The sequence below is a fragment of the Dongia sp. P2_B8 genome (assembly GCF_056404715.1).
Window position 1 is genome coordinate 674695 of the sequence record NZ_JBFUDM010000001.1, and the last position, 19063, is coordinate 693757.

Annotated in this window: 17 protein-coding genes; 11 read left to right on the forward strand and 6 right to left on the reverse strand. The window is 62.0% G+C overall.

Annotated features, from left to right (window positions below):
• The first annotated feature begins 1 nt into the window (after position 1).
• From AC1DWZ_RS03050 to AC1DWZ_RS03075, 6 genes are read left to right on the forward strand one after another with little or no spacing between them, the layout of a single operon-like run.
• The gene (locus AC1DWZ_RS03050; RefSeq protein ID WP_477167387.1) at positions 2 to 394 is read left to right on the forward strand and encodes a cytidine deaminase; all 393 of its coding nucleotides are present in this window, start codon (positions 2 to 4) and stop codon (positions 392 to 394) included.
• Positions 391 to 1191: a purine-nucleoside phosphorylase gene (locus AC1DWZ_RS03055; protein WP_477167388.1), complete on the forward strand. Its 801-nt coding sequence runs from the start codon at positions 391 to 393 to the stop codon at positions 1189 to 1191. The genes AC1DWZ_RS03050 and AC1DWZ_RS03055 overlap by 4 nt, the downstream gene beginning before the upstream one ends.
• A complete protein-coding gene (deoA, locus tag AC1DWZ_RS03060) occupies positions 1188 to 2507 on the forward strand; it encodes a thymidine phosphorylase (RefSeq protein WP_477167389.1) in 1320 nt (439 codons plus the stop codon). Before AC1DWZ_RS03055 ends, deoA begins: the two co-directional genes overlap by 4 nt.
• Positions 2508 to 2521: 14 nt before the next feature.
• Positions 2522 to 3742: a phosphopentomutase gene (locus tag AC1DWZ_RS03065; protein WP_477167390.1), complete on the forward strand. Its 1221-nt coding sequence runs from the start codon at positions 2522 to 2524 to the stop codon at positions 3740 to 3742.
• A gap of 21 nt (positions 3743 to 3763) precedes the next feature.
• The gene (locus tag AC1DWZ_RS03070; protein ID WP_477167391.1) at positions 3764 to 4402 is read left to right on the forward strand and encodes a hypothetical protein; all 639 of its coding nucleotides are present in this window, start codon (positions 3764 to 3766) and stop codon (positions 4400 to 4402) included.
• On the forward strand, positions 4402 to 5268 hold the full coding sequence (locus AC1DWZ_RS03075) for a phytanoyl-CoA dioxygenase family protein (protein WP_477167392.1): 867 nt from the start codon (positions 4402 to 4404) through the stop codon (positions 5266 to 5268). Before AC1DWZ_RS03070 ends, AC1DWZ_RS03075 begins: the two co-directional genes overlap by 1 nt.
• Here AC1DWZ_RS03075 and AC1DWZ_RS03080 read toward each other — a convergent pair.
• The gene (locus tag AC1DWZ_RS03080) at positions 5265 to 6044 is read right to left on the reverse strand and encodes an AraC family transcriptional regulator (protein ID WP_477167393.1); all 780 of its coding nucleotides are present in this window, start codon (positions 6042 to 6044) and stop codon (positions 5265 to 5267) included. The genes AC1DWZ_RS03075 and AC1DWZ_RS03080 overlap by 4 nt on opposite strands.
• Before the next feature lie 125 nt (positions 6045 to 6169).
• On the opposite strand from AC1DWZ_RS03080, the gene AC1DWZ_RS03085 reads away from it, so the two are divergent.
• From AC1DWZ_RS03085 to AC1DWZ_RS03095, 3 genes are all read left to right on the forward strand, one after another.
• Entirely contained in the window at positions 6170 to 7408 is a 1239-nt protein-coding gene (locus tag AC1DWZ_RS03085; RefSeq protein WP_477167394.1) for an MFS transporter, read from the forward strand.
• Positions 7409 to 7540: 132 nt separating this feature from the next.
• Positions 7541 to 8029, forward strand: coding sequence for a hypothetical protein (locus AC1DWZ_RS03090; RefSeq protein WP_477167395.1), 489 nt, complete (start codon positions 7541 to 7543; stop codon positions 8027 to 8029).
• A gap of 162 nt (positions 8030 to 8191) precedes the next feature.
• Positions 8192 to 9421 carry a multidrug effflux MFS transporter gene (locus AC1DWZ_RS03095; RefSeq protein WP_477167396.1) on the forward strand — a complete coding sequence of 410 codons (1230 nt, stop codon included), beginning with the start codon at positions 8192 to 8194 and terminating at the stop codon, positions 9419 to 9421.
• Between the two features lie 25 nt (positions 9422 to 9446).
• Here AC1DWZ_RS03095 and thpR read toward each other — a convergent pair whose 3' ends face one another.
• From thpR to AC1DWZ_RS03115, 4 genes are all read right to left on the reverse strand, one after another.
• On the reverse strand, positions 9447 to 10010 hold the full coding sequence (gene thpR, locus AC1DWZ_RS03100) for an RNA 2',3'-cyclic phosphodiesterase (RefSeq protein WP_477167397.1): 564 nt from the start codon (positions 10008 to 10010) through the stop codon (positions 9447 to 9449).
• 121 nt (positions 10011 to 10131) lie between these two features.
• Positions 10132 to 11172 (reverse strand): NADP(H)-dependent aldo-keto reductase, encoded by a 1041-nt coding sequence (locus tag AC1DWZ_RS03105; protein ID WP_477167398.1) that lies wholly within the window; start codon positions 11170 to 11172, stop codon positions 10132 to 10134.
• Between the two features lie 24 nt (positions 11173 to 11196).
• Positions 11197 to 12354: an FIST signal transduction protein gene (locus tag AC1DWZ_RS03110; protein ID WP_477167399.1), complete on the reverse strand. Its 1158-nt coding sequence runs from the start codon at positions 12352 to 12354 to the stop codon at positions 11197 to 11199.
• The gene (locus AC1DWZ_RS03115; protein WP_477167400.1) at positions 12351 to 12986 is read right to left on the reverse strand and encodes an arylesterase; all 636 of its coding nucleotides are present in this window, start codon (positions 12984 to 12986) and stop codon (positions 12351 to 12353) included. The genes AC1DWZ_RS03110 and AC1DWZ_RS03115 overlap by 4 nt, the downstream gene beginning before the upstream one ends.
• Before the next feature lie 22 nt (positions 12987 to 13008).
• On the opposite strand from AC1DWZ_RS03115, the gene AC1DWZ_RS03120 reads away from it, so the two are divergent.
• On the forward strand, positions 13009 to 13686 hold the full coding sequence (locus AC1DWZ_RS03120) for an ABC transporter ATP-binding protein (protein WP_477167401.1): 678 nt from the start codon (positions 13009 to 13011) through the stop codon (positions 13684 to 13686).
• 2 nt (positions 13687 to 13688) lie between these two features.
• A complete protein-coding gene (locus AC1DWZ_RS03125; protein WP_477167402.1) occupies positions 13689 to 16226 on the forward strand; it encodes an ABC transporter permease in 2538 nt (845 codons plus the stop codon).
• Positions 16227 to 16232: 6 nt separating this feature from the next.
• Here the strand turns inward: AC1DWZ_RS03125 and AC1DWZ_RS03130 are convergent, their stop codons facing one another.
• Positions 16233 to 19049: a [protein-PII] uridylyltransferase gene (locus AC1DWZ_RS03130; protein WP_477167403.1), complete on the reverse strand. Its 2817-nt coding sequence runs from the start codon at positions 19047 to 19049 to the stop codon at positions 16233 to 16235.
• Positions 19050 to 19063 lie beyond the last annotated feature (14 nt).

Genomic DNA, 19063 nt, shown 5'->3' on the forward strand with positions numbered 1-19063 from the left:
TATGGATCCCCGTTTGTTCGATGCCGCGCGCCAGGCGATGGCCAAGGCATATGTCCCCAACTCCAAATTCAAAGTCGGTGCCGCCATTCTGGGTGACGATGGCGTCATCTATGCCGGTTGCAATGTTGAAAACGCGTCTTATCCGGAAGGCTGGTGCGCTGAAACCTCGGCGATCGCGGCGATGGTGCTTGCGGGCGTGACGAAGATTCGCGAAATCGCGGTGATCGGCCCCGGGGATCAACTGACGACACCCTGCGGAGGATGCCGCCAGCGCATCGCCGAATTCGCTACCGCCGAGACGCCTGTTCACATCTGTGGTGCTGAAGGCTTGCGGCGGAGCTTCAAGCTTGGTGAGTTGCTGCCAGCGGCATTTGCCCAGGAAAACCTTGGATGAGTAATGCAGCGTTAGATGTCATTGCACGCAAGGCACCGGGGTTCCGTGCCCAGACCGGTCTGGTGCTGGGTTCCGGCATGGGCGAGTTTGCCGAAAAGGTGCGCGATCAGATCGTGTTACCCTATGCCGACCTGCCGGGCTTCGAACAATCGGGGGTCAGCGGACATGCCGGGCGGCTGGTGCTGGGTCGGCTGGGCAAGGTGAATGTGGCCGTGCTGCAGGGGCGCATTCACTATTACGAACGCGGCGACGCTGCGGCGATGAAGACGCCCATTGAAACGCTGCACGGCTTGGGCTGTGACAGTGTCATCCTCACCAACGCTGCCGGTAGCTTGATGCCGGAGGTGGGGCCCGGCGGCCTGATGGTCTTGAACGATCACGTCAATTATGTACAGGAATCGCCGCTCTTTGGCATCGCGACGAACAGGCGCTTTGTCGACATGGTCGGCGCGTACGATGCCGATCTGCGCCAGCAGTTGATGGCGTGTGCTGACAAGCTCGACATTGCCCTGCATGAGGGCGTCTATGCCTGGCTTGCCGGACCTCAGTTCGAAACTCCGGCAGAAATCCGCACGCTGCGCACCCTTGGCATTCAGGCCGTCGGCATGTCGACAGTGCCGGATGTCATTCTCGCCCGCTATTTTGGCATGAAGGTCCTGGCTGTCAGCGCCATTACCAATATGGGTGCCGGGATGAGCGACGAACAATTGAGCCACGAACATACGATGGCGCAGATGGGGGTAGCTGCCGAGAAGCTCACTCGATTGCTGCTGGCTTTTTTGGAATCCCAATCATGATGCTGCCACAGGAAATCATCCGCAAGAAGCGCGACCAGCAGCGCCTGAAGCCGGAGGAGATTGAATTTTTTGTTGCCGGCATAAGTTCCGGTGCCGTCAGCGAAGGTCAGATCGCGGCCTTTGCCATGGCCGTTTTCTTCCGCGGCATGGACATGACCGAACGTGTGGCGCTCACCCGCGCCATGATGAATTCCGGCATCGTGCTCGACTGGAGTGCCTTGAAGCTCGATGGGCCCATCGTCGACAAGCATTCGACCGGTGGCGTGGGCGACAAGACTTCACTTATCCTTGGCCCGATTGTTGCCGCCTGTGGCTGCTATGTGCCGATGATTTCTGGCCGCGGTCTCGGTCATACCGGCGGTACGCTCGATAAATTCGACGCTATTCCGGGCTATCAGACGGCACCTGATCTCGATACCTTTCGTCGCGTGGTGAAGGAGGCGGGCTGCGCCATCATCGGTCAGACCGCCGATTTGGCGCCTGCCGATCGGCGCTTCTATGCCATCCGCGACGTGACGGCGACGGTCGAATCTGTGCCACTCATCACGGCGTCAATCCTCTCCAAGAAACTGGCGGCCGGCCTCCAGGGTCTGGTGATGGATGTGAAGACCGGCTCCGGTGCCTTTGCTGCGGAGCTGGAAATGGCGCGTGAGCTAGCAGATTCCATCGTCCGTGTTTCCAACGGTGCCGGCGTCAAGACCAGCGCGCTTATCACCGACATGAATCAGGTCCTGGGGCGTACGGCGGGCAATGCGGTTGAGATGCTGGAATCGATCCGCTGTCTTAAGGGCGAGACGACCGAACCGCGCCTCCTTGACGTCACGCAGGCACTCTCGGCAGAGCTGTTGGTGCTTGGTGGCAAGGCGCATGACGCCCGCGAAGGCCGCCGTCTTGCGGAACGTGCACTTGAGAGCGGCCTGGCTGCGGAACATTTCCAGCGCATGGTGGTTGGCCTCGGTGGTCCGGCCGATATCCTCGACCATCCTGAACGGCATCTGGCGGTGGCCCCCGTGATCAAGCCCTGCCTGCCGGAGGACGCCGGGCAGGTGCGCGTCATGGATACGCGCGCCATCGGCATGGCAGTGGTGGCGCTGGGCGGTGGACGGACGCGTCCCAGCGACGGCATCGATCATCGTGTCGGTCTGACCGACATTGTTGGGTTGGGTGAGGAGATTGGTGCGGACCGACCGATCGCCATGGTACATGCGGCAAGCGACGAGGCAGCCGAAGCTGCCATGAAAGTGCTTCGCCGCGCCGTCCGCACCACCGGCCATGCGACCAAGATCGGTCCGATCGTGATCGAAGAGCTGCGATAGAGTAGAGTGCCGGCATGAGCAAACGCGCCTTCATCTTGGTCATGGATTCCTTCGGTATCGGGGCGGCACCCGATGCCGCGCATTTTGGCGATGTTGGTGCCGATACGCTGGGTCATATCGCCGCCTTCTGCGCCGCCGGCAAGGCTGATCGGCCCGGGCTGCGACAAGGGTCGCTGAAGCTCCCGAATCTTGCTCGCCTTGGTCTTGGTCGCGCGGCAGAGCTGGCGACGGGCAATGTCCCCGTCGGGCTGGAGATCGATACGGTCACGGCCGCCTATGGCGCCGCGGCCGAGCTTTCCGCCGGCAAGGATACACCGAGCGGTCACTGGGAAATGGCCGGCTGTCCCGTGCCGGTCGATTGGGGCTATTTCACCAAGGCCGAGCCGTGTTTCCCGCCAGATTTTGTGGCACAGCTGGTTGCGGAATGCGAGCTGCCCGGCATCCTCGGCAATTGCCATGCCTCAGGCACCGAAGTCCTCGACCGGTTGGGTGAGGAGCATATCCGCACAGGCAAGCCCATCTGCTACACGTCAGCCGATTCCGTGTTCCAGATTGCAGCCCATGAAGAGCATTTCGGCCTTGAGCGCCTGCTGGACATCTGCGCCGTGGCAAAGCGCCTGCTGGAGCCCATGCGCATTGCCCGTGTCATCGCGCGGCCGTTCCTGGGTGAGACATCCGGCCAGTTCAAACGCACCTCGCATCGCCGCGACCTCACCACGCCGCCGCCGGAGCCAACCTTGCTCGATTGCCTGACGGATGCGGGACGCGAGGTGATCTCGGTCGGTAAGATCGCTGACATCTTTGCCCATCGCGGCATCTCGCGGAAGGTGAAGGGCGAGGACAATGCAGCTCTCGTCGACGTCACCCTGGACCTGATGAAGGAGGCGCCGGATGGCAGCCTGACCTTCGCCAACTTCGTCGATTTCGACACATTGTTCGGCCATCGCCGCGACGTCGCTGGCTATGCGGCGGCATTGGAAGCGTTCGACCAGCGCATCCCGGAATTCCTGGCCGCCATGCGCCCCGGTGATCTTGCCCTCATCTCGGCCGATCATGGCTGCGATCCCACATCGGGCGGCACCGATCATACGCGTGAATATGTCCCGGTGCTGTTCTTCGGTCCCGCAGCACCCCAAGGCTCGCTCGGTCGCCGCGCGAGCTTTGCCGATATGGGGCAGACCATCGCGGGACATCTTGGCATTCCGCCTTTGGTTCACGGCAGAGCCTGCTTTTAACGGTCGAGTGAGGAAAGTGTGATGCATTGGGGGCTATTGATCATCGTGGCGTCGGTTTTAGCGGGTTGTACGACGTCAGGTGGGTCGAGTGGCAGTACGGCGACGACCAAGGTGCGGGAATCCAGCCAGGTCAACTATGTTTGGAGCACTGCCGCGACCGAAGCGGCGAATGCCGCATTGCGCCCTATCAACGACGCCTGCGTGGCAAACGGTGCCACGGCCCTTCAAATTGGCGCCTGCGCGCATGGGAAGCTGCTGACGGTTTGGCCGGATACGCAGGCCGGCGCCAAAGACTGTGCAGGCATTGCCGGCAGCCGCCTGACCGCAGCTTGCCTGCTGGATTTTGGATACTGGACGTATATCAGTGAACTGACTGGACGGTCGCCACGAGGTAATTGGGCAACTTTTGAGTTGAACGAAAACGACTTGTTTGTGTCCTGGTTCACCAAAATCCACGGCACGTGTGACCCTGCCGGCGATGCAAGCGATGACGTCTTTTATCCCTGTGCCAACCGCGAGGCGAAACGATTGTTGTCGGTAGACGATGAGGCGCTGAAGGGTTGCCCGGAAGGCAAAGATCCTACGCTGGCGGTCATTTGCTACTGGGATCGTTCCTACAATGACTACGTCCTCAGACAATTGGAAAGGCTTGGTAGCTGATGTCGCCACGCCGATTCAAGCCTAGCGACGCTGGCCTTAGCGTGGAGATGCGCGCGGCCTTTGCCGAGGATGGCTATCTGCTGATCGAGGATTTTGCCTCGAACGAACTCTGCGATCGCTTGATCGACCGCGCCAATATGCTGGTCGACGATTTTGACATCAGTGCTCATCGTACGGTGTTCTCGACCCAATCGGTGGCACATGCGGCCGATCGGTATTTCCAGGAATCGGGCGATGCTATCCGCTTTTTCCTCGAGGAAGAGGCTGTGGATGCCGAGGGCAATCTCACGCGGCCCAAGCGTCTTGCTGTAAACAAGATCGGCCATGCGATGCATGATCTCGATCCGGTCTTCTCAAGCTTCTCCCGCCAGCCGCGACTGGCGGCCTTGGCCAAGGGCCTGTTCCAGGACCCACTGCTGTTGCAGTCGATGTATATCTTCAAGCAGCCGGGGATTGGTGGCGAGGTCTCCTGGCATCAGGATTCCACCTATCTCTATACCGACCCGATGAGCTGCATCGGCTTCTGGTTCGCACTCGAGGATGCCGACAGCAGCAATGGCGGCATGCTGGCCATGCCTGGCGCCCATCGCGGTCCGCTGCGCAAACGCTTCCGGCGCGTTGGGGATGATGGCCTGGTCACCGACACGTTGGATGAGGCACCTTGGCCGGACAGGCCCGCAGTTAAGCTCGATGCCAGGAAGGGCTCGCTGGTCGTCCTGCACGGCCTCATCCCGCATTACAGCTCGGCCAACCGCTCGACGCGGTCGCGCCATGCCTACACGCTGCATGTCATCGATGGGGCGAGTGCCTATCCCGCCGACAATTGGCTGCGGCGTGCGCCTCATCTGCCGTTGCGCGGCTTCTAGGCTGCGGCGGCCGTGAGGTAGCGGCTGGGCGGAAAGCCCAAGGTCTTGCGGAACATGGTGGTGAAGGCGGCCGGGCTCTCATAGCCAAGGTCGAGCGCGATCGTCGTCACCGCTTCGCCCTCAGCCAAGCGCGGGAGTGCCGCAAAGAGGCAAGCTTGGCGCAGCCAGGCCGCGAAGCTGACACCGCACTCCCGCTTGAAGTAGCGCGTAAAGGTGCGGCGGCTCATACCCAACGCCTCGGCCCATGCATCGATTGTCTGATGCGCTTGCGGCTGACTGAGAAACGCCTGGCAACGCTGCCCAAGCCGCGGGTCGGACGGGAAGGGCAGGGACAGTGGCAGCACGGGCAAGGACCGGAGCTCGGAGAGCAGCAGCGCCATGATCTCGCCCTCGCGCCCTTCGAGCGCATAGTCGAGCGGCAGATCGACCGCAGCCTGGATCAGACAGCGCATGAGTGGCGAGACGCTGAGTACCTGACATTTCTCAGGGAGCCCATCGACATGGAGCGGGTCGACGAAGACGCAGCGTGTCTCCACATCGCTCATCATGCGGACGGAATGCTCGATATGGGGCGGGATCCAAACCGCTTGATCGGGTGGCACCACCCACGCTCCGTGCTCGGTACGGACTGTCATCACCCCGGGAACGCCGTGGAGCAGCTGGCCGCGCGCATGGTGATGCGGTGCGATCTCGTGATCCGCCGGATAATCGTTGCCGGAGGCGATCACCGGACGGATGGCGGTATCCAGCTCCCACCCATGAACATTACGAACCATGGCCCAATCTCGAAAGTTAATGACCCATTATGGAATGCAGGCCCCATCCTACGCTGTATTCTGAGATCGTCCAGCCCCCAGGCCCATGCTGGAGCCCGTTCCGGGACCTCATTTGGAGAAGAATTGTGAGCGCCGAGACCCTTGCGATGACACCCCGTCCTGCCGCCCATTCCTCGGATAGGTCCGGGACCGTCGTCCTTTTCACCATCAGCTTCTGCCACATGCTCAACGACATGATGCAGTCGCTGATCCTGGCGCTCTATCCCATGCTGAAGGCGGATTTCGATCTGAGCTTCACGCAGATCGGCTTCATTACGCTGACCTTCCAGATCACGGCCTCGCTGTTGCAGCCGCTGGTCGGCATCTATACCGACAAGCGGCCGAAGAATTTTGCTCTGTCGATCGGCATGAGTTTCACGCTGATGGGACTTTTGCTGCTGGCCTTCGCTAACAGCTACGCACTGGTGCTGGTTGCCGCCGCGATGGTGGGCATGGGCTCGTCAGTCTTTCATCCGGAATCATCTCGCATCGCGCGGCTGGCCTCTGGCGGGCGCCACGGTTTCGCTCAATCGCTGTTCCAGGTCGGCGGCAATGTCGGTTCCGCCATCGGTCCGCTGGTGGCTGCTTATGCCATCGCACCTTATGGCCAGGGCAGCGTCGGCTGGTTCTCGCTGGCAGCGCTTGTCGCTGTCGTGCTGCTGGCACGTGTCGGTATCTGGTACAAGGCGCATCGCGCCGCACGAGCCAACAAACCGCGCGAAGCAGCGGTGCCGACCGGTCTGTCGCGACGTCAGGTCGGCGTCGCCATCGCTGTGCTGCTTGGTCTGCTGTTCTCCAAATATTTTTACATGGCCAGCATCAGCAGCTACTACACCTTCTATCTGATCAACCATTTCAGCGTCGAAACGCAGCATGCCCAGATCTATCTGTTCATCTTCCTGGGTGCCGCTGCGCTGGGCACCATTCTTGGCGGACCGATCGGCGATCGCCTGGGCCGCAAGGTCGTGATCTGGGGCTCCATCCTCGGCGTCCTGCCGTTCACGCTGGCGCTGCCGCACGCCAACCTCGCCTGGACGATCATTCTCACCATTCCGATCGGCCTGATCCTGTCGTCGGCCTTCTCCGCCATCATCGTCTACGGGCAGGAGTTGATTCCGGGCAAGGTCGGCATGGTGTCGGGCCTCTTCTTCGGGTTCGCCTTCGGCATGGGCGGCATCGGTGCTGCCGTTCTGGGCAAGCTCGCGGATCTCACCAGCATCACTTATGTCTACAATCTCTGTGCCTTCCTGCCGGCCTTGGGGTTGATGGCGGCCTTCCTGCCGAATCTGAAATCCGGCCGCGCACTGGCCAAATCCCGCCGATAATGCCGTGAATGTGACTATCGCGTGACGGCGCGCACAGAGTGCGCCGTTGCCCTCGGTACCACCACGCGCTAAAAACCTCCCAGGGGACAAGAAACTGAGCGCCGGCTGGATGGCTGGCGGGAGATTTGAGACATGACGCGAGTTCAGATAGCGATTGCCCTCATCGGGGCGGCGATCGCGGCTGCCGGAACCGGTGCCATTCTGAAGGCCGGACCGGCGGAAGCGCAGGAAGCCTTCGCTGGCTCCTGGGACGTGGTCGACGTTCAGCCGGCCCCCTGGGTCAACGGTACCGACAAGCCCTTCATCAACGAAGAGATCGCCAAGGGTCGTATCACCTTCATGGCTGATTCCGTGCAGGGCCCTGCCTTTCTCAATTGCGACAAGGCGCAGTACGAGGTTTCGAAAGTGCCCCCGGAATATCTATTCCAAGGCGGGCTGACAGATCCCGTGCGCCAGGCTGCGGACCTGGGCTTCAAGGGCGGCGACATTCTTCAGCTCAGCATGGGCTGCATCGCGGACGACGCCGATATCAGCATGGATTTCGACATCATCGATGCCAATGTTGCCGTCTTTGCCCTCGACAACATGATCTACACGATGAAGCGGGTTAAGGCGGAGTAGGGTTAACGACCCGGCCACATCCTTGGCTGCATAGCACCTATTCGGTCTCACGGCTGGCACCGGGCCATTTGCCGGGATATAGCTTGCGCATCGCAAGATGAAATTGTGGGCCGCCGGCATGTCCGGCGGCCCACTGCTTTTCAGAATGGGGCCGAGACTGCCGTGACCGACGCATCGATCCAAAGCAACCAGCAACGCCCGCGGATAGAGTTTGTGGTGTTGATGGCGTTGACCATGTCGCTCGTCGCCCTGTCGATCGACACGATGCTGCTGGCTTTGCCCGACATTGGGCGCGACCTGGGCGTCACCAACGCCAATGACCGGCAGATGGTCATTACGATCCTGTTCGCCGGTTTCGGGATCGCGCAGGTTCTCTATGGCCCGATTTCGGACAGTGTCGGCCGCAAGCCCGTCATTTATGCCGGTTTCGGGATCTTTCTCCTGGGCAGCGTTATTTGCCTGCTGTCGCAGGATTTCCACACCATGCTGGTCGGACGTTTTCTCCAGGGCTTCGGCACCGCCGGCCCGCGTACCGTCATCGTGGCGATCGTGCGCGATCGCTATGAGGGGCGCGCGATGGCGCGGATCATGTCGCTGGTGACATCGGTCTTCATCCTGGTGCCGGTGCTGGCCCCTTCGATCGGCCAGGGCATCCTGTTGGTGGCACACTGGCGCGCAATTTTCTGGATGCTGCTGGCACTCGGTATGATCACCACGATCTGGTTTGCCCTGCGCCAGGAAGAAACGCTGCCTGTCGAGCGTCGCCGGGAACTGTCCTTCGTGCGTGTCCTGCGTGCCATGGCGGAAACTTTCCGCAGCCGTGTGGCCTTCGGCTACATGTCGGCGACAGGATTGGTGTTCGGCGCCTTTATCGGTTACCTCACCTCGTCCCAGCAGATCTTCCAGGAGATGTACGGCATGGGAAAATTGTTTCCCCTCTGCTTTGGCACGTTGGCAGCGACACTGGGCGCAGCCTCGCTGGTCAATGCCAAGCTTGTCATGCGCTTTGGCATGCACCGGCTCTCCGGCGGTGCCCTGTGGGCGCATACGGTGATGTCGGTGGTCTTCGCCATGGTCGCCATCTTCTTTGCCGGACAGCCGCCTTTCGCGCTGTTCATGGCCTATATGATGGCGACGTTCTTCATGGTCGGTCTGCTGTTCGGCAATTTCAACGCCCTGGCGATGGCGCCGCTTGGCCACATCGCTGGCGTCGGTGCCGCGGTGATCGGCGCCGTCACGACTTTCATTTCCGTGGGCACCGGCGCCATCATCGGCCATGCCTATCAGGGCACGGTCCTGCCGCTCTGCATCGGGTTTGCGATATTGGGTGTGCTGTCGCTCGGCGCCAAATATTGGGCGGATTACGGCCGCGTTCAAACGGCCCCGCACTGATCTTTCGGCACTTGCCCTCAGGCATTCAGCGCTGGGCGGCGTAGCGGATCAGATTCGACGACAGCTCGTAGGATCGCTCGGCGTGGTAGATCGGCGTCTCACCGCCGATGTGGCTCGAAAAGAGCGTGAAATGCGTGACCTCGAAGCTCTCCGAGCGGAACAGGTTATGCATTGCCAGATATTGCTGCACCTTGTGCGGCGGTGGGTCCTTGGGGTGCGCGAGGGTCACATGCGGTCGGTAATTCTGCCCGTCCGGATCGACGCCAGCTCGCACCACCGCCGACTCGACCTTGTCGTGGAGATGCGCAAGCGCTGGTTCCTTGGCGACACCCGCCCAAACCGTCTTGACGCGACCGCCGCTGGCGAAATGCCCGACTTCAGCCAGACGCAGATTGAAGCTTGGTGCCCGAATGCCGGACAGGGCCGCGTCGACATAATCGATCTCGCGGCCATCAAGCTCGCCCAGGAAACGCAGGGTGATATGGAAATTCTCCGGCGGCACCCATTTGGTCGTGGGCAGGCCACCGCAAAGCAGGCGCAACTGCCAGCGCACCTGGTCGGGCAGCGAAATGGCCACGAAAAGGCGCATCACTCACCTGCCGGAAAAAACGGCCGAATCGAACGTAGAATAATCATACCAGCGATCTCCGGCCCTGGCCATGCCATCACCCGCACCCTTAGATATGAGGATTCTGCCTATGCGGAGTCGATCAGGGGCAGGGATAGGTGTGCTCTTTGTTAACCGCCTCGATTTCGTTAATCACTTCTGGTGACAGCTTGATGTCGATGCTGGCGATATTTGATTCCAGCTGCGCCAAAGTCGTGGCGCCGATGATGTTGGCGGTGACGAAGGGCCGCGAATTGACGAAAGCCAGCGCCATCTGTGCCGGGTCGAGGCCGTGCTTGCGGGCGATGCCGACATATTTCTCGACCGCCGCTTCGGTGATCGGCCCACGATAGCGCACGAACTGCTGAAACTGATTAAGCCGCGCACTGGCCGGCGCCGCCCCGCCGATATATTTCCCCGACAGGATCCCCATGCCGAGCGGCGAATAAGCGAGCAATCCGCAATCCTCGCGCAATGCCACTTCGGCCAGGCCGACCTCGAAGCTGCGGTTGAGCAGCGAATAGGCATTCTGGATCGACTGCATGCGCGGCAGGTTCAAGCGTTCCGATTCAGAGAACCAGCGCATCGCACCCCAGGCCGTTTCGTTGGAAAGGCCGATCATGCGGATCTTGCCGGCCTTCACCTGGTCCTGCAGGGCCAGCAATGTCTCTGCAAAGGGCGTGAACGTCTCCTCCGGATGGTGTACATAGCCCAAGCGCGCGGCACCGTTGGTCGTCCGCTCCGTCCAATGCAGTTGATAGAGATCGATATAGTCGGTCTGCAGACGCTTCAAGCTTCCGTCCACCGCAGCGGTGACATTCTTGGCGTCGAACCGTAGCTGGCCGTCGCGGATGTAGGGAAACCGCTTGTCGGGACCGGCGATCTTGCTGGCCAGCACGATCTTGTCACGCTTGCCGCGCGATTTCAGCCAGCTGCCGATGATGGTTTCCGTGGCGCCGTATGTCTCCTGGCGCGGCGGCACGGCGTACATCTCTGCAGTGTCCCAGAAATTGACACCACGATCGAGCGCCAGATCCATCTGCTGATGGCCGTCCGCTTCCGTATTCTGCTGGCCCCAGGTCATGGTGCCGAGGCAAATGACGCTGACCTCGACATCGCTGCGGCCAAGACGACGGTATTCCATGGAAATTCCCCTAAACGAAATGGATCAAAGAAACAGCGTGAGTACGCCTGTATAGGCATAGATGCGATCATGGCTGATCTCGCCATTGGCGAAGAAGCCGGTCAATGGAAAGTGCCCCAGATGCTGGGCGATGAGTCTGGTCTCGGTTGCATCCGGGCCGAACAGATTGGGGCCGCGCGCGATGCAGGACACATAGAGACCGCCACGGATCGGCCGGTCGATGCGCTGCTTCAAGCGCTCCAGCATGCGTTCGAGATCGGCGAGGGCGGAATTGCGGTCACGGCGCGTGAACATGATGGGATCATTGTCAGCGACTTCGGCACCAATCGCGATCCAGCCGCTGTTGCTGTCGATACCCGTCAAGTTTCGCACCAGATAATCGCCGGTATCGGATCCGGCGACGGGCAGGGCAGCAAAGATGAAGCCGACAATCTTACGTAGATCGCGCGCCAGGACTTCCCCGATTTCCTCCTTGAAGACATCGAGCGCCGGGCGCCCGTCAATCTCCATGATGATATTATCCTGCGCCTTGGTGATGACATGCTGCGGCCCGATGGGCGAGCAGCCCTGGCTGAGGCCGGTGACCAGCGCCACATCGCCGGCAAGAAGCGCGCCCGAGAGGCTGCTTTCGCCAACCGTGCCGGCGGCTTGAGCCATGCCACCGCGCGAGGAAGTGAGGCCCCCCAGCAGGAACAGGCCGGAATCGCCGGTCAGTTGGCGGACCAGATTGATCATCTGCGGGTTGCGCGGATCGCCATGAACCAGAGCCACGGCAGGATGCCGGGCCTTGGTCCAGGGCTGCAAGGCGCGGAGACGGCTGCCGGCGCCGCCTAGCTCCGGCTCCAGCAGGCGGAAACTGTCGGGCCCAAAACTGCCCACCATCAGGCTGATGGCCGGCTCATCGAGATATTCCTCAGCCGCTGCAGTAGCCGTCTGTCCCGTGATGGCGATGCCCACGGTACCGACCCAGTGCTCGACGCCCGTCGACAGGCGCAGCTGGTCGACAATCGCGCTAAGGTCGTTGGCGAGATGGTCGGTGACGTACACAAATCCCAGGTGGGTGTGATCCTGTGCACCCTCACGCGGCATCGGTCCCAATTGGGTGACGCAAGCGCGCGTGATGTCAGCCCAATGCGCACCGCTGGCGTGGGCACTCGCAAAGGCGGGAAGGCTTGCGCTCATGAATGCGGGGCGTCCAGCAGCTTGGCGACATAGGGCAGGATATTGCCGACGATCACTGCTACCCCTTCCTTGGTCGGATGCAGGCCATCCTGCTGGTTGAGCTCCGGCCGGGCAGCCACACCTTCGAGAAAGAAGGGGTAGAGCGCCACTCCATGGGCCTTGGCAAGATCGGGATAGATGGCATCGAAACGCGCCTGGTAATCGGCCCCCAAATTGTGTGGTGCGAGCATGCCGGCCAGGAGCAGTTTGGCGCCACTCGCCTTGATGCGCCCGATGGTGGCATCCAGATTAGCCCGGGCTTCGTCCGGGCTGAGGCCGCGCAGCATATCATTGGCGCCGAGCTCTAGAATCACAGCATCCGGCTTCTCGGCCAGCATCCAGTCGAGGCGCGACAGGCCGCCTGCGGTGGTATCGCCGGACAGGCCGCCATTGATTACCGTGACCTCACGCCCCATCTTCTCCAGGGCTTGCTGCAATTGGGGGACAAATCCATCCCCCTCAGGCAGCCCGTAACCGGCCGTCAGGCTGTCGCCAAAGGCCAAAATTCGTACCGGTTCTGCCCAGGCAGCGCCGGAAATGGTGGCGATAAGCGTGACAGCAAGGGCAAGGGCGACAGCAAAGCGTCGGTACATGGGGAATCCGGAACAGGAAGGCATGATCGAATTATCTCAGGTTGCCCTTAAACTGGGTAGCGCGGCCGGCGAGGTCAATATCCTTAACGGCATAGATTTATCTATCGCGGCGGGAGAAACCGTCGGTTTGGTAGGCCCATCCGGCTCCGGCAAGACCAGCCTGATGCTGCTTCTGGCAGGGCTGGAGAGTGCCAGTTCCGGCCGAATCCGCATCAACAATGCCGATATTTCGGGCATGAGCGAGGACGCTTTAGCGCTGTTCCGCCGCCGCCAGATCGGTATCGTCTTCCAATCCTTCCATCTCATTCCCACCATGACGGCCACGGAAAACGTGGCTATCCCACTGGAACTGGCCGGTGTTCCGGACGCGTTCGGCATCGCGTCGGAAGCGTTGGAAGAGGTCGGCCTGGGCCACCGCCTCACTCACTACCCCTCTCAGCTGTCGGGTGGCGAACAGCAGCGCGTGGCACTTGCCAGGGCCATCGCGCCGCGCCCGCAATTGCTGCTGGCGGACGAACCCACCGGCAATCTCGATCTTGAGACCGGTGGCCGCATCATTGAATTGCTGTTCCGCCTGCGGGAACAGGTGGGGGCGACTCTGCTGCTGATCACCCATGACCCGCTGCTGGCAAAGCGCTGCGACCGCACCGTACGCATGGCCGACGGTCGCATCGTCAGCGATGAAAGGCTCGCGGCCTGAACATGGCGACCTTCAAACTCGCGATGAATCTCGCGCGGCGCGAACTGCGCGGTGGCTTCCAGCGTTTCGGCATCGTCATTGCCAGTCTCGCTTTGGGTGTCGGCATCATCGCTGGCGTGGGCTCTTTGTCGGCCGCGATCGAAGCAGGTTTCTCGGCCGATGCGCGGGCGATCCTCGGTGGCGATGCCGAATTCCGTCTCGCCTACCGCGAAGCGGATCCGGCCGAGCAGGCGGCTCTGTCGGCAGGGGGTCGTGTCTCCCATGCCATGGAACTCCGCGCCATGGTCAAGGTGGCAAAAGCCGATGTGGCGCCGACCTTGGCTGAGGTGAAGGCCGTGGATAGTGCCTACCCGCTCTATGGTGCTCCCGAACTGGTCCCAGCCATTCCCCTGGCAGATGCCTTGGCCAAGGGCAGCGACGGTCTCTACGGTGCCATTGCCGAGCCGACACTGGCAGATCGGTTGGGCTTAAAGATCGGCGACACGCTCACCATCGGCACGGCGCAATATCGCCTGACCGCCTTGCTGCAATTCGAACCTGATCGAGGCCTCCGTGGCTTCTCGCTGGGACCGCGCTTGATGGTGGCGCCCACTGCCCTCGATGGCAGCGGCCTGCTGCAGCCGGGTGCCCTGGTCTATCATCTCTATCGCGTCGCCTATGCGCCGGGTCTCGATGGCCCGGCCTTTCTCGACAAATTGCGCGCCGATCTGCCCAAAGCCGGCTGGCGGATCCGTGACCTCAGCGACGCTGCGTCCGGTGCCAACCGTTTCATCGACCGTACGGCGCAGTTCCTCAATGTCCTGGGTTTCGCGGCCTTGCTGATCGGCGGTATCGGCATTGCCAATGCCGTCCGCGCCTATCTCGAAAGTCGTGCGCAGTCTCTTGCCATCCTGCGCTGCCTCGGTGCCACGTCGAACCTGCTGTTCGCGATTTACGGCCTGCAGATCCTGGTCATGGCCGGGATCGGCATCGTCATCGGCCTTGGCATCGGAATCATGCTGCCATTTGCCGCCCAATCGGCCTTGAGCTCCTATGGCCTGCGCATCCTGCCCGGCCTTTATGCCGTGCCGCTGGTCTTTGCGGCCGCTGTCGGACTGCTGACCGCTGCCTGCTTTTCCTTGCTGCCGCTGCTACGCGCCCAGCGCATCCGGCCGGCCCAGTTGTTTCGGGCCCTGGCGCTGGAACTCGGCGCCGTCCGGCGGATCGATGCCGTGCCATTGGGGCTCATCGGCGTGGTGCTGGCCGGGCTGGTGCTGCTTGGCAGCGAAGACCGCATGCTTGGCATGTGGTTCATCATTGCCTCGCTCATAGCCTTGGCCCTGTTCCGGTTGCTGGCGATCGGCATTCGGAAGCTCGCGGGTGTCTTGCGCGAACGGGCCCAGCGCAATGCCTGGCCGCAGGCGATCCGCTTCGCGCTCGGGGCCATGGTGCGGCCGCAGGCGCCGGCTGCGGGCATCGTCATTTCACTGGGCCTGGGACTCACGGTCCTGGTAGCGGTCGGCCTCATCCAGCGCGGCCTCACCCGCGATATCGAGGAGACGCTGCCAGCCCAGGCGCCAAGCTTCTACTTCATCGATATCCAACCTAATCAGCTGGACAGCTTCGCCCGGGAAATCACCAACTATCCCAGTGCCAGTGGCCTTGAACATGTGCCGATGCTGCGCGGTCGTATCGTCAAGATCAACGACACGCCCTCGGAACAAGTACAGGCGCCGGCCGACATCGCCTGGGTCCTGCGCGGTGATCGGGGCATCACCTGGTCTGCCCTGCCGCCCGAGGGCAGCAAAATCGTCGAAGGGGAGTGGTGGCCGGCGGATTACAGCGGTGATCCCCTCATCTCGCTCGACGCTGAAACCGCACGCGGCCTCGGCCTCAAGATCGGCGATCATCTCACGGTCAATATCCTGGGGCGGGAGCTCACCGGCCGGATCGCCAATCTGCGCGAGATCGACTGGGCCAGGCTCGACATCAATTTCGTCATGGTGTTCTCGCCCGGCATGATTTCCGGGGCACCGCAGACCCACATTGCAACGGTCCGTGTCGATCCCGACAAGGAAAGCGCCCTGGTGACGGAACTGGCGGCGCGCTATCCCAACATCTCGGCGATCCGCGTCAAGGATGCGATCTCGACCGCGACTCGCATCCTCGATGCCGTCGGCTGGGCCGTGCGTGCCGCGGCTGGCATCGCCCTCGTCGTCGGTGCCTTGGTGCTGGCTGGTGCCATGGCGACAGGCCAGCAGCGCCGCATCTACGAAGCTGTCCTGCTGAAGATGCTGGGGGGCACAAGGCGCGATGTGGCGCTGGGCTATCTCACCGAATTCACGGTACTGGCGGGCCTCAGTGCCATCTTCGCCTTGGGCGTGGGCAGTGTCGGTGCCTATTTCTTCCTCACCAAGGTGATGGAAAGCGGCTGGACCTTCGACCTGCCGCTGATCCTTGGCATCATCGCCCTCAGCCTGATTCTGGCCTTGGGTCTCGGCTTTGCGGGATCATGGCGGGCCTTGGGTGCCAGGGCGGCACCCTACCTGCGCAACGAATAGAACGGTCTACTGCGCGGCGGAGGAGGGGGCGACGGGCGGCCAGGAATCGACCGTGATCGCACGCGATTCCAAGGCGGTCTCCGGTTCCGCTTCCGCCAGCACGGCCATCAGCGCGGTATGCAGGACCTTGATGCGGCCTTCATTCTCCGCCTTCAGGCCGTATTGATCCTTCACATAGAACACGTCGACCGCGCGATGGCCGAAGGTTGAGACCTTGGCGCTGGAGATCTGCAGGTTGAGCTTGGTGAGCGCTGCCGTGAGGTAATAAAGCAAACCACGGCGGTCGCGCCCGTTGACCTCGACCACCGTATGTGTGGCGCTCGCTCGATTGTCGATCAGCACGCGCGGAATGACCGGGAAATTGCGCGCCGCCGGGTTGGCAAGCGGTGGCAGTTCCTGCAACTGCGCCAGGGTCTGCTCCGGGGCCTCGAGCACACGGGTGATGGTTGATGACAGCTTGGCAAGGCGCGCTGGCCGGTCGAACGGCCCGCCCTCGCTGTCCTGCACGAAGAAGGTGTCGAGCGCCTTGCCGTTGCGCAGCGTGAAGATGCGTGCATCGACGATGCTGGCGCCGCACAAGGCCATCGCTCCAGCGAGATGCGAGAACAGGCCCTGTCTATCGGCCGTGTAGATCGTGACCTCGGTCATCGAGCGCCATCGGTCGACATTGAATTCGACCGACAAGGGCCGCTGGTCGACCTCGGCCGCCCGGATCATGCGCGCCTGGCGGCCAAGTGCCGCCGGCGGGAAAGCCAGCCAATAGGCCGGATGCCCGCGTGCTGCATGCAGTTCCAGGTCTGCTTCCGACCAGTCGGTCAGTTCCTGCTTCAGGATCGTGATGGCTGAGGCCGCGCGGTCTTCTTCGGCCGTGTTGAGGCCGCCCAGCATCAGATTGACCGCGCGGTGATAGAGCTCGCGCAGCAGCTGCGCCTTCCAGCCATTCCAGGTCTTGGGACCCACTGCACGGATGTCTGCTACAGTGAGAACAAGAAGCAGTCGCAAGCGTTCGGGCGACTGAACGAGGTCGACAAAATCGGCGATCGTCTTCGGGTCGTCGATGTCACGGCGGAAGGCGGTGTTGCTCATCAGCAGGTGATAGCGCACCAGCCAGGCCACCTGTTCCGTCTCTTCGGCACTGAGGCCAAGGCGCGGACACAGTTTCTCGGCGACATCCCCACCCAGTACCGAATGGTCGCCGGCGCGGCCCTTGGCGATGTCATGCAGCAGGACAGCCAGATAGAGGACACGGCGCGACAGCACCTCCTTGACCACCTTGCTGGCGATCGGCGCCTCGTCCTTGAGCTCGCCTTGTTCGATGCGCGCAAGGATGCCGATGGCAAAGATGGTGTGCTCGTCGACCGTATAGGAGTGATACATGTCGTACTGCATCTGGGCGACGACGCGGCCGAAATCGGGGATGAAACGTCCCAGGATGCCAACTTCGCTCAGCCGCCGCAGCGTGAGCTCGGGCCCTTTTTCCGAAATCAGCATCTCGATGAACTGGGCATTGGCGGCAGGGTCGTCGCGCAGCCGGTCGACCAGGCGCAGCGAATGCGACATCGCAGTCATGGCGGTCGGATGAATCTCGACATCATGCTTTTGCGAGATGGAGAAGATGCGCAGCAGGTCGATCGGATGGGTTGCGAAATGATCAGCGCGTGGAATGGTCAGGCGGCCGCCCTCGATCGGGAATCCGCCCAATTCCTTCCGCAGGATACCCAAGGCCGGCATGCGCAGCATCGGCTTCTTGAACAGTTTTGCCTCAATCGCCGCGCAGACATAGCGGGTGAGGCCACCCACCGACTTGGCGATCAGGAAATAGTGCTTCATTAACCGCTCGACACCTTTGGTGCCGGCATGATCGGTATAGCCGAGCCGTCGCGCGATCTCCGGCTGCAGGTCGAAGGTCACGCGCTCTTCGCCACGTCCGGTGAGATAATGGAGGTGGTAGCGCAAGGTCCACAGGAAGTTCTGCGCCTTGTCGAAGGTGGCGCGCTCGGCCGCCGTCAGCATGCCCTGGTCGACCAGCGCCTGCATGCTGTCGACGCCGCACACGAACCGTGCCAGCCACAAAAGGGTTTGTAGGTCGCGGAGGCCGCCTTTGCCTTCCTTGATATTGGGTTCCAACGTATAGCGTGATCCGCCATTGCGCTGATGCCGCATGTTCCGCTCGGCAAGCTTGCCCTGGTAGAAAGCCTCGCCGTGGCCCTTCACGACCTGCTTTTGGAAGCGCGTCTTGAACTGCTCGTAAAGATCCTGGTCACCCCAGACATAACGCGCTTCAAGGAGGTTGGTGCGGATGGTGAGGTCGGCTTCCGCCTGCCGCACGCATTCCTCGACCGAGCGTGTCGCCTGCCCGACCTTGAGGCCGAGGTCCCATAGGCGGTAGAGCATGAACTCGACCACCTGTTCGCAGTAGGGCGACATTTTGTAGGGCAGCAGGAACAGGAGATCGATGTCGGAATAGGGGGCAAGTTCGCCGCGGCCGTAGCCGCCGACCGCGATCAGCGTCAGTTTCTCGGCCACCGTCGGGTTGCCGAGAGGAAAGGCTTTGAGCGTCGTGAAATCGAACAACGCGCGCAACAGCTGATCGACCAGGAAGCTTGCCTCATGGGCACTGGTGAGGCCGGCCTGGGCGCCGCGGCCGTTTTCGAAGAACCGTTTCTGGATCTCGTCGCGGCCGGCCTGCAGATGGCGCTTCAGGATGTCGACCAGATCTGGCCCGGGATTGGTCCGGTCCGGCGAACGGTCGGCAAGCGCCTCCAGCTCCGCCATGAGCTTGCGGCGGTCGATGATGGCGCGTTGGGTGTCGATGTCAGTCATGTACGCAATGTAGC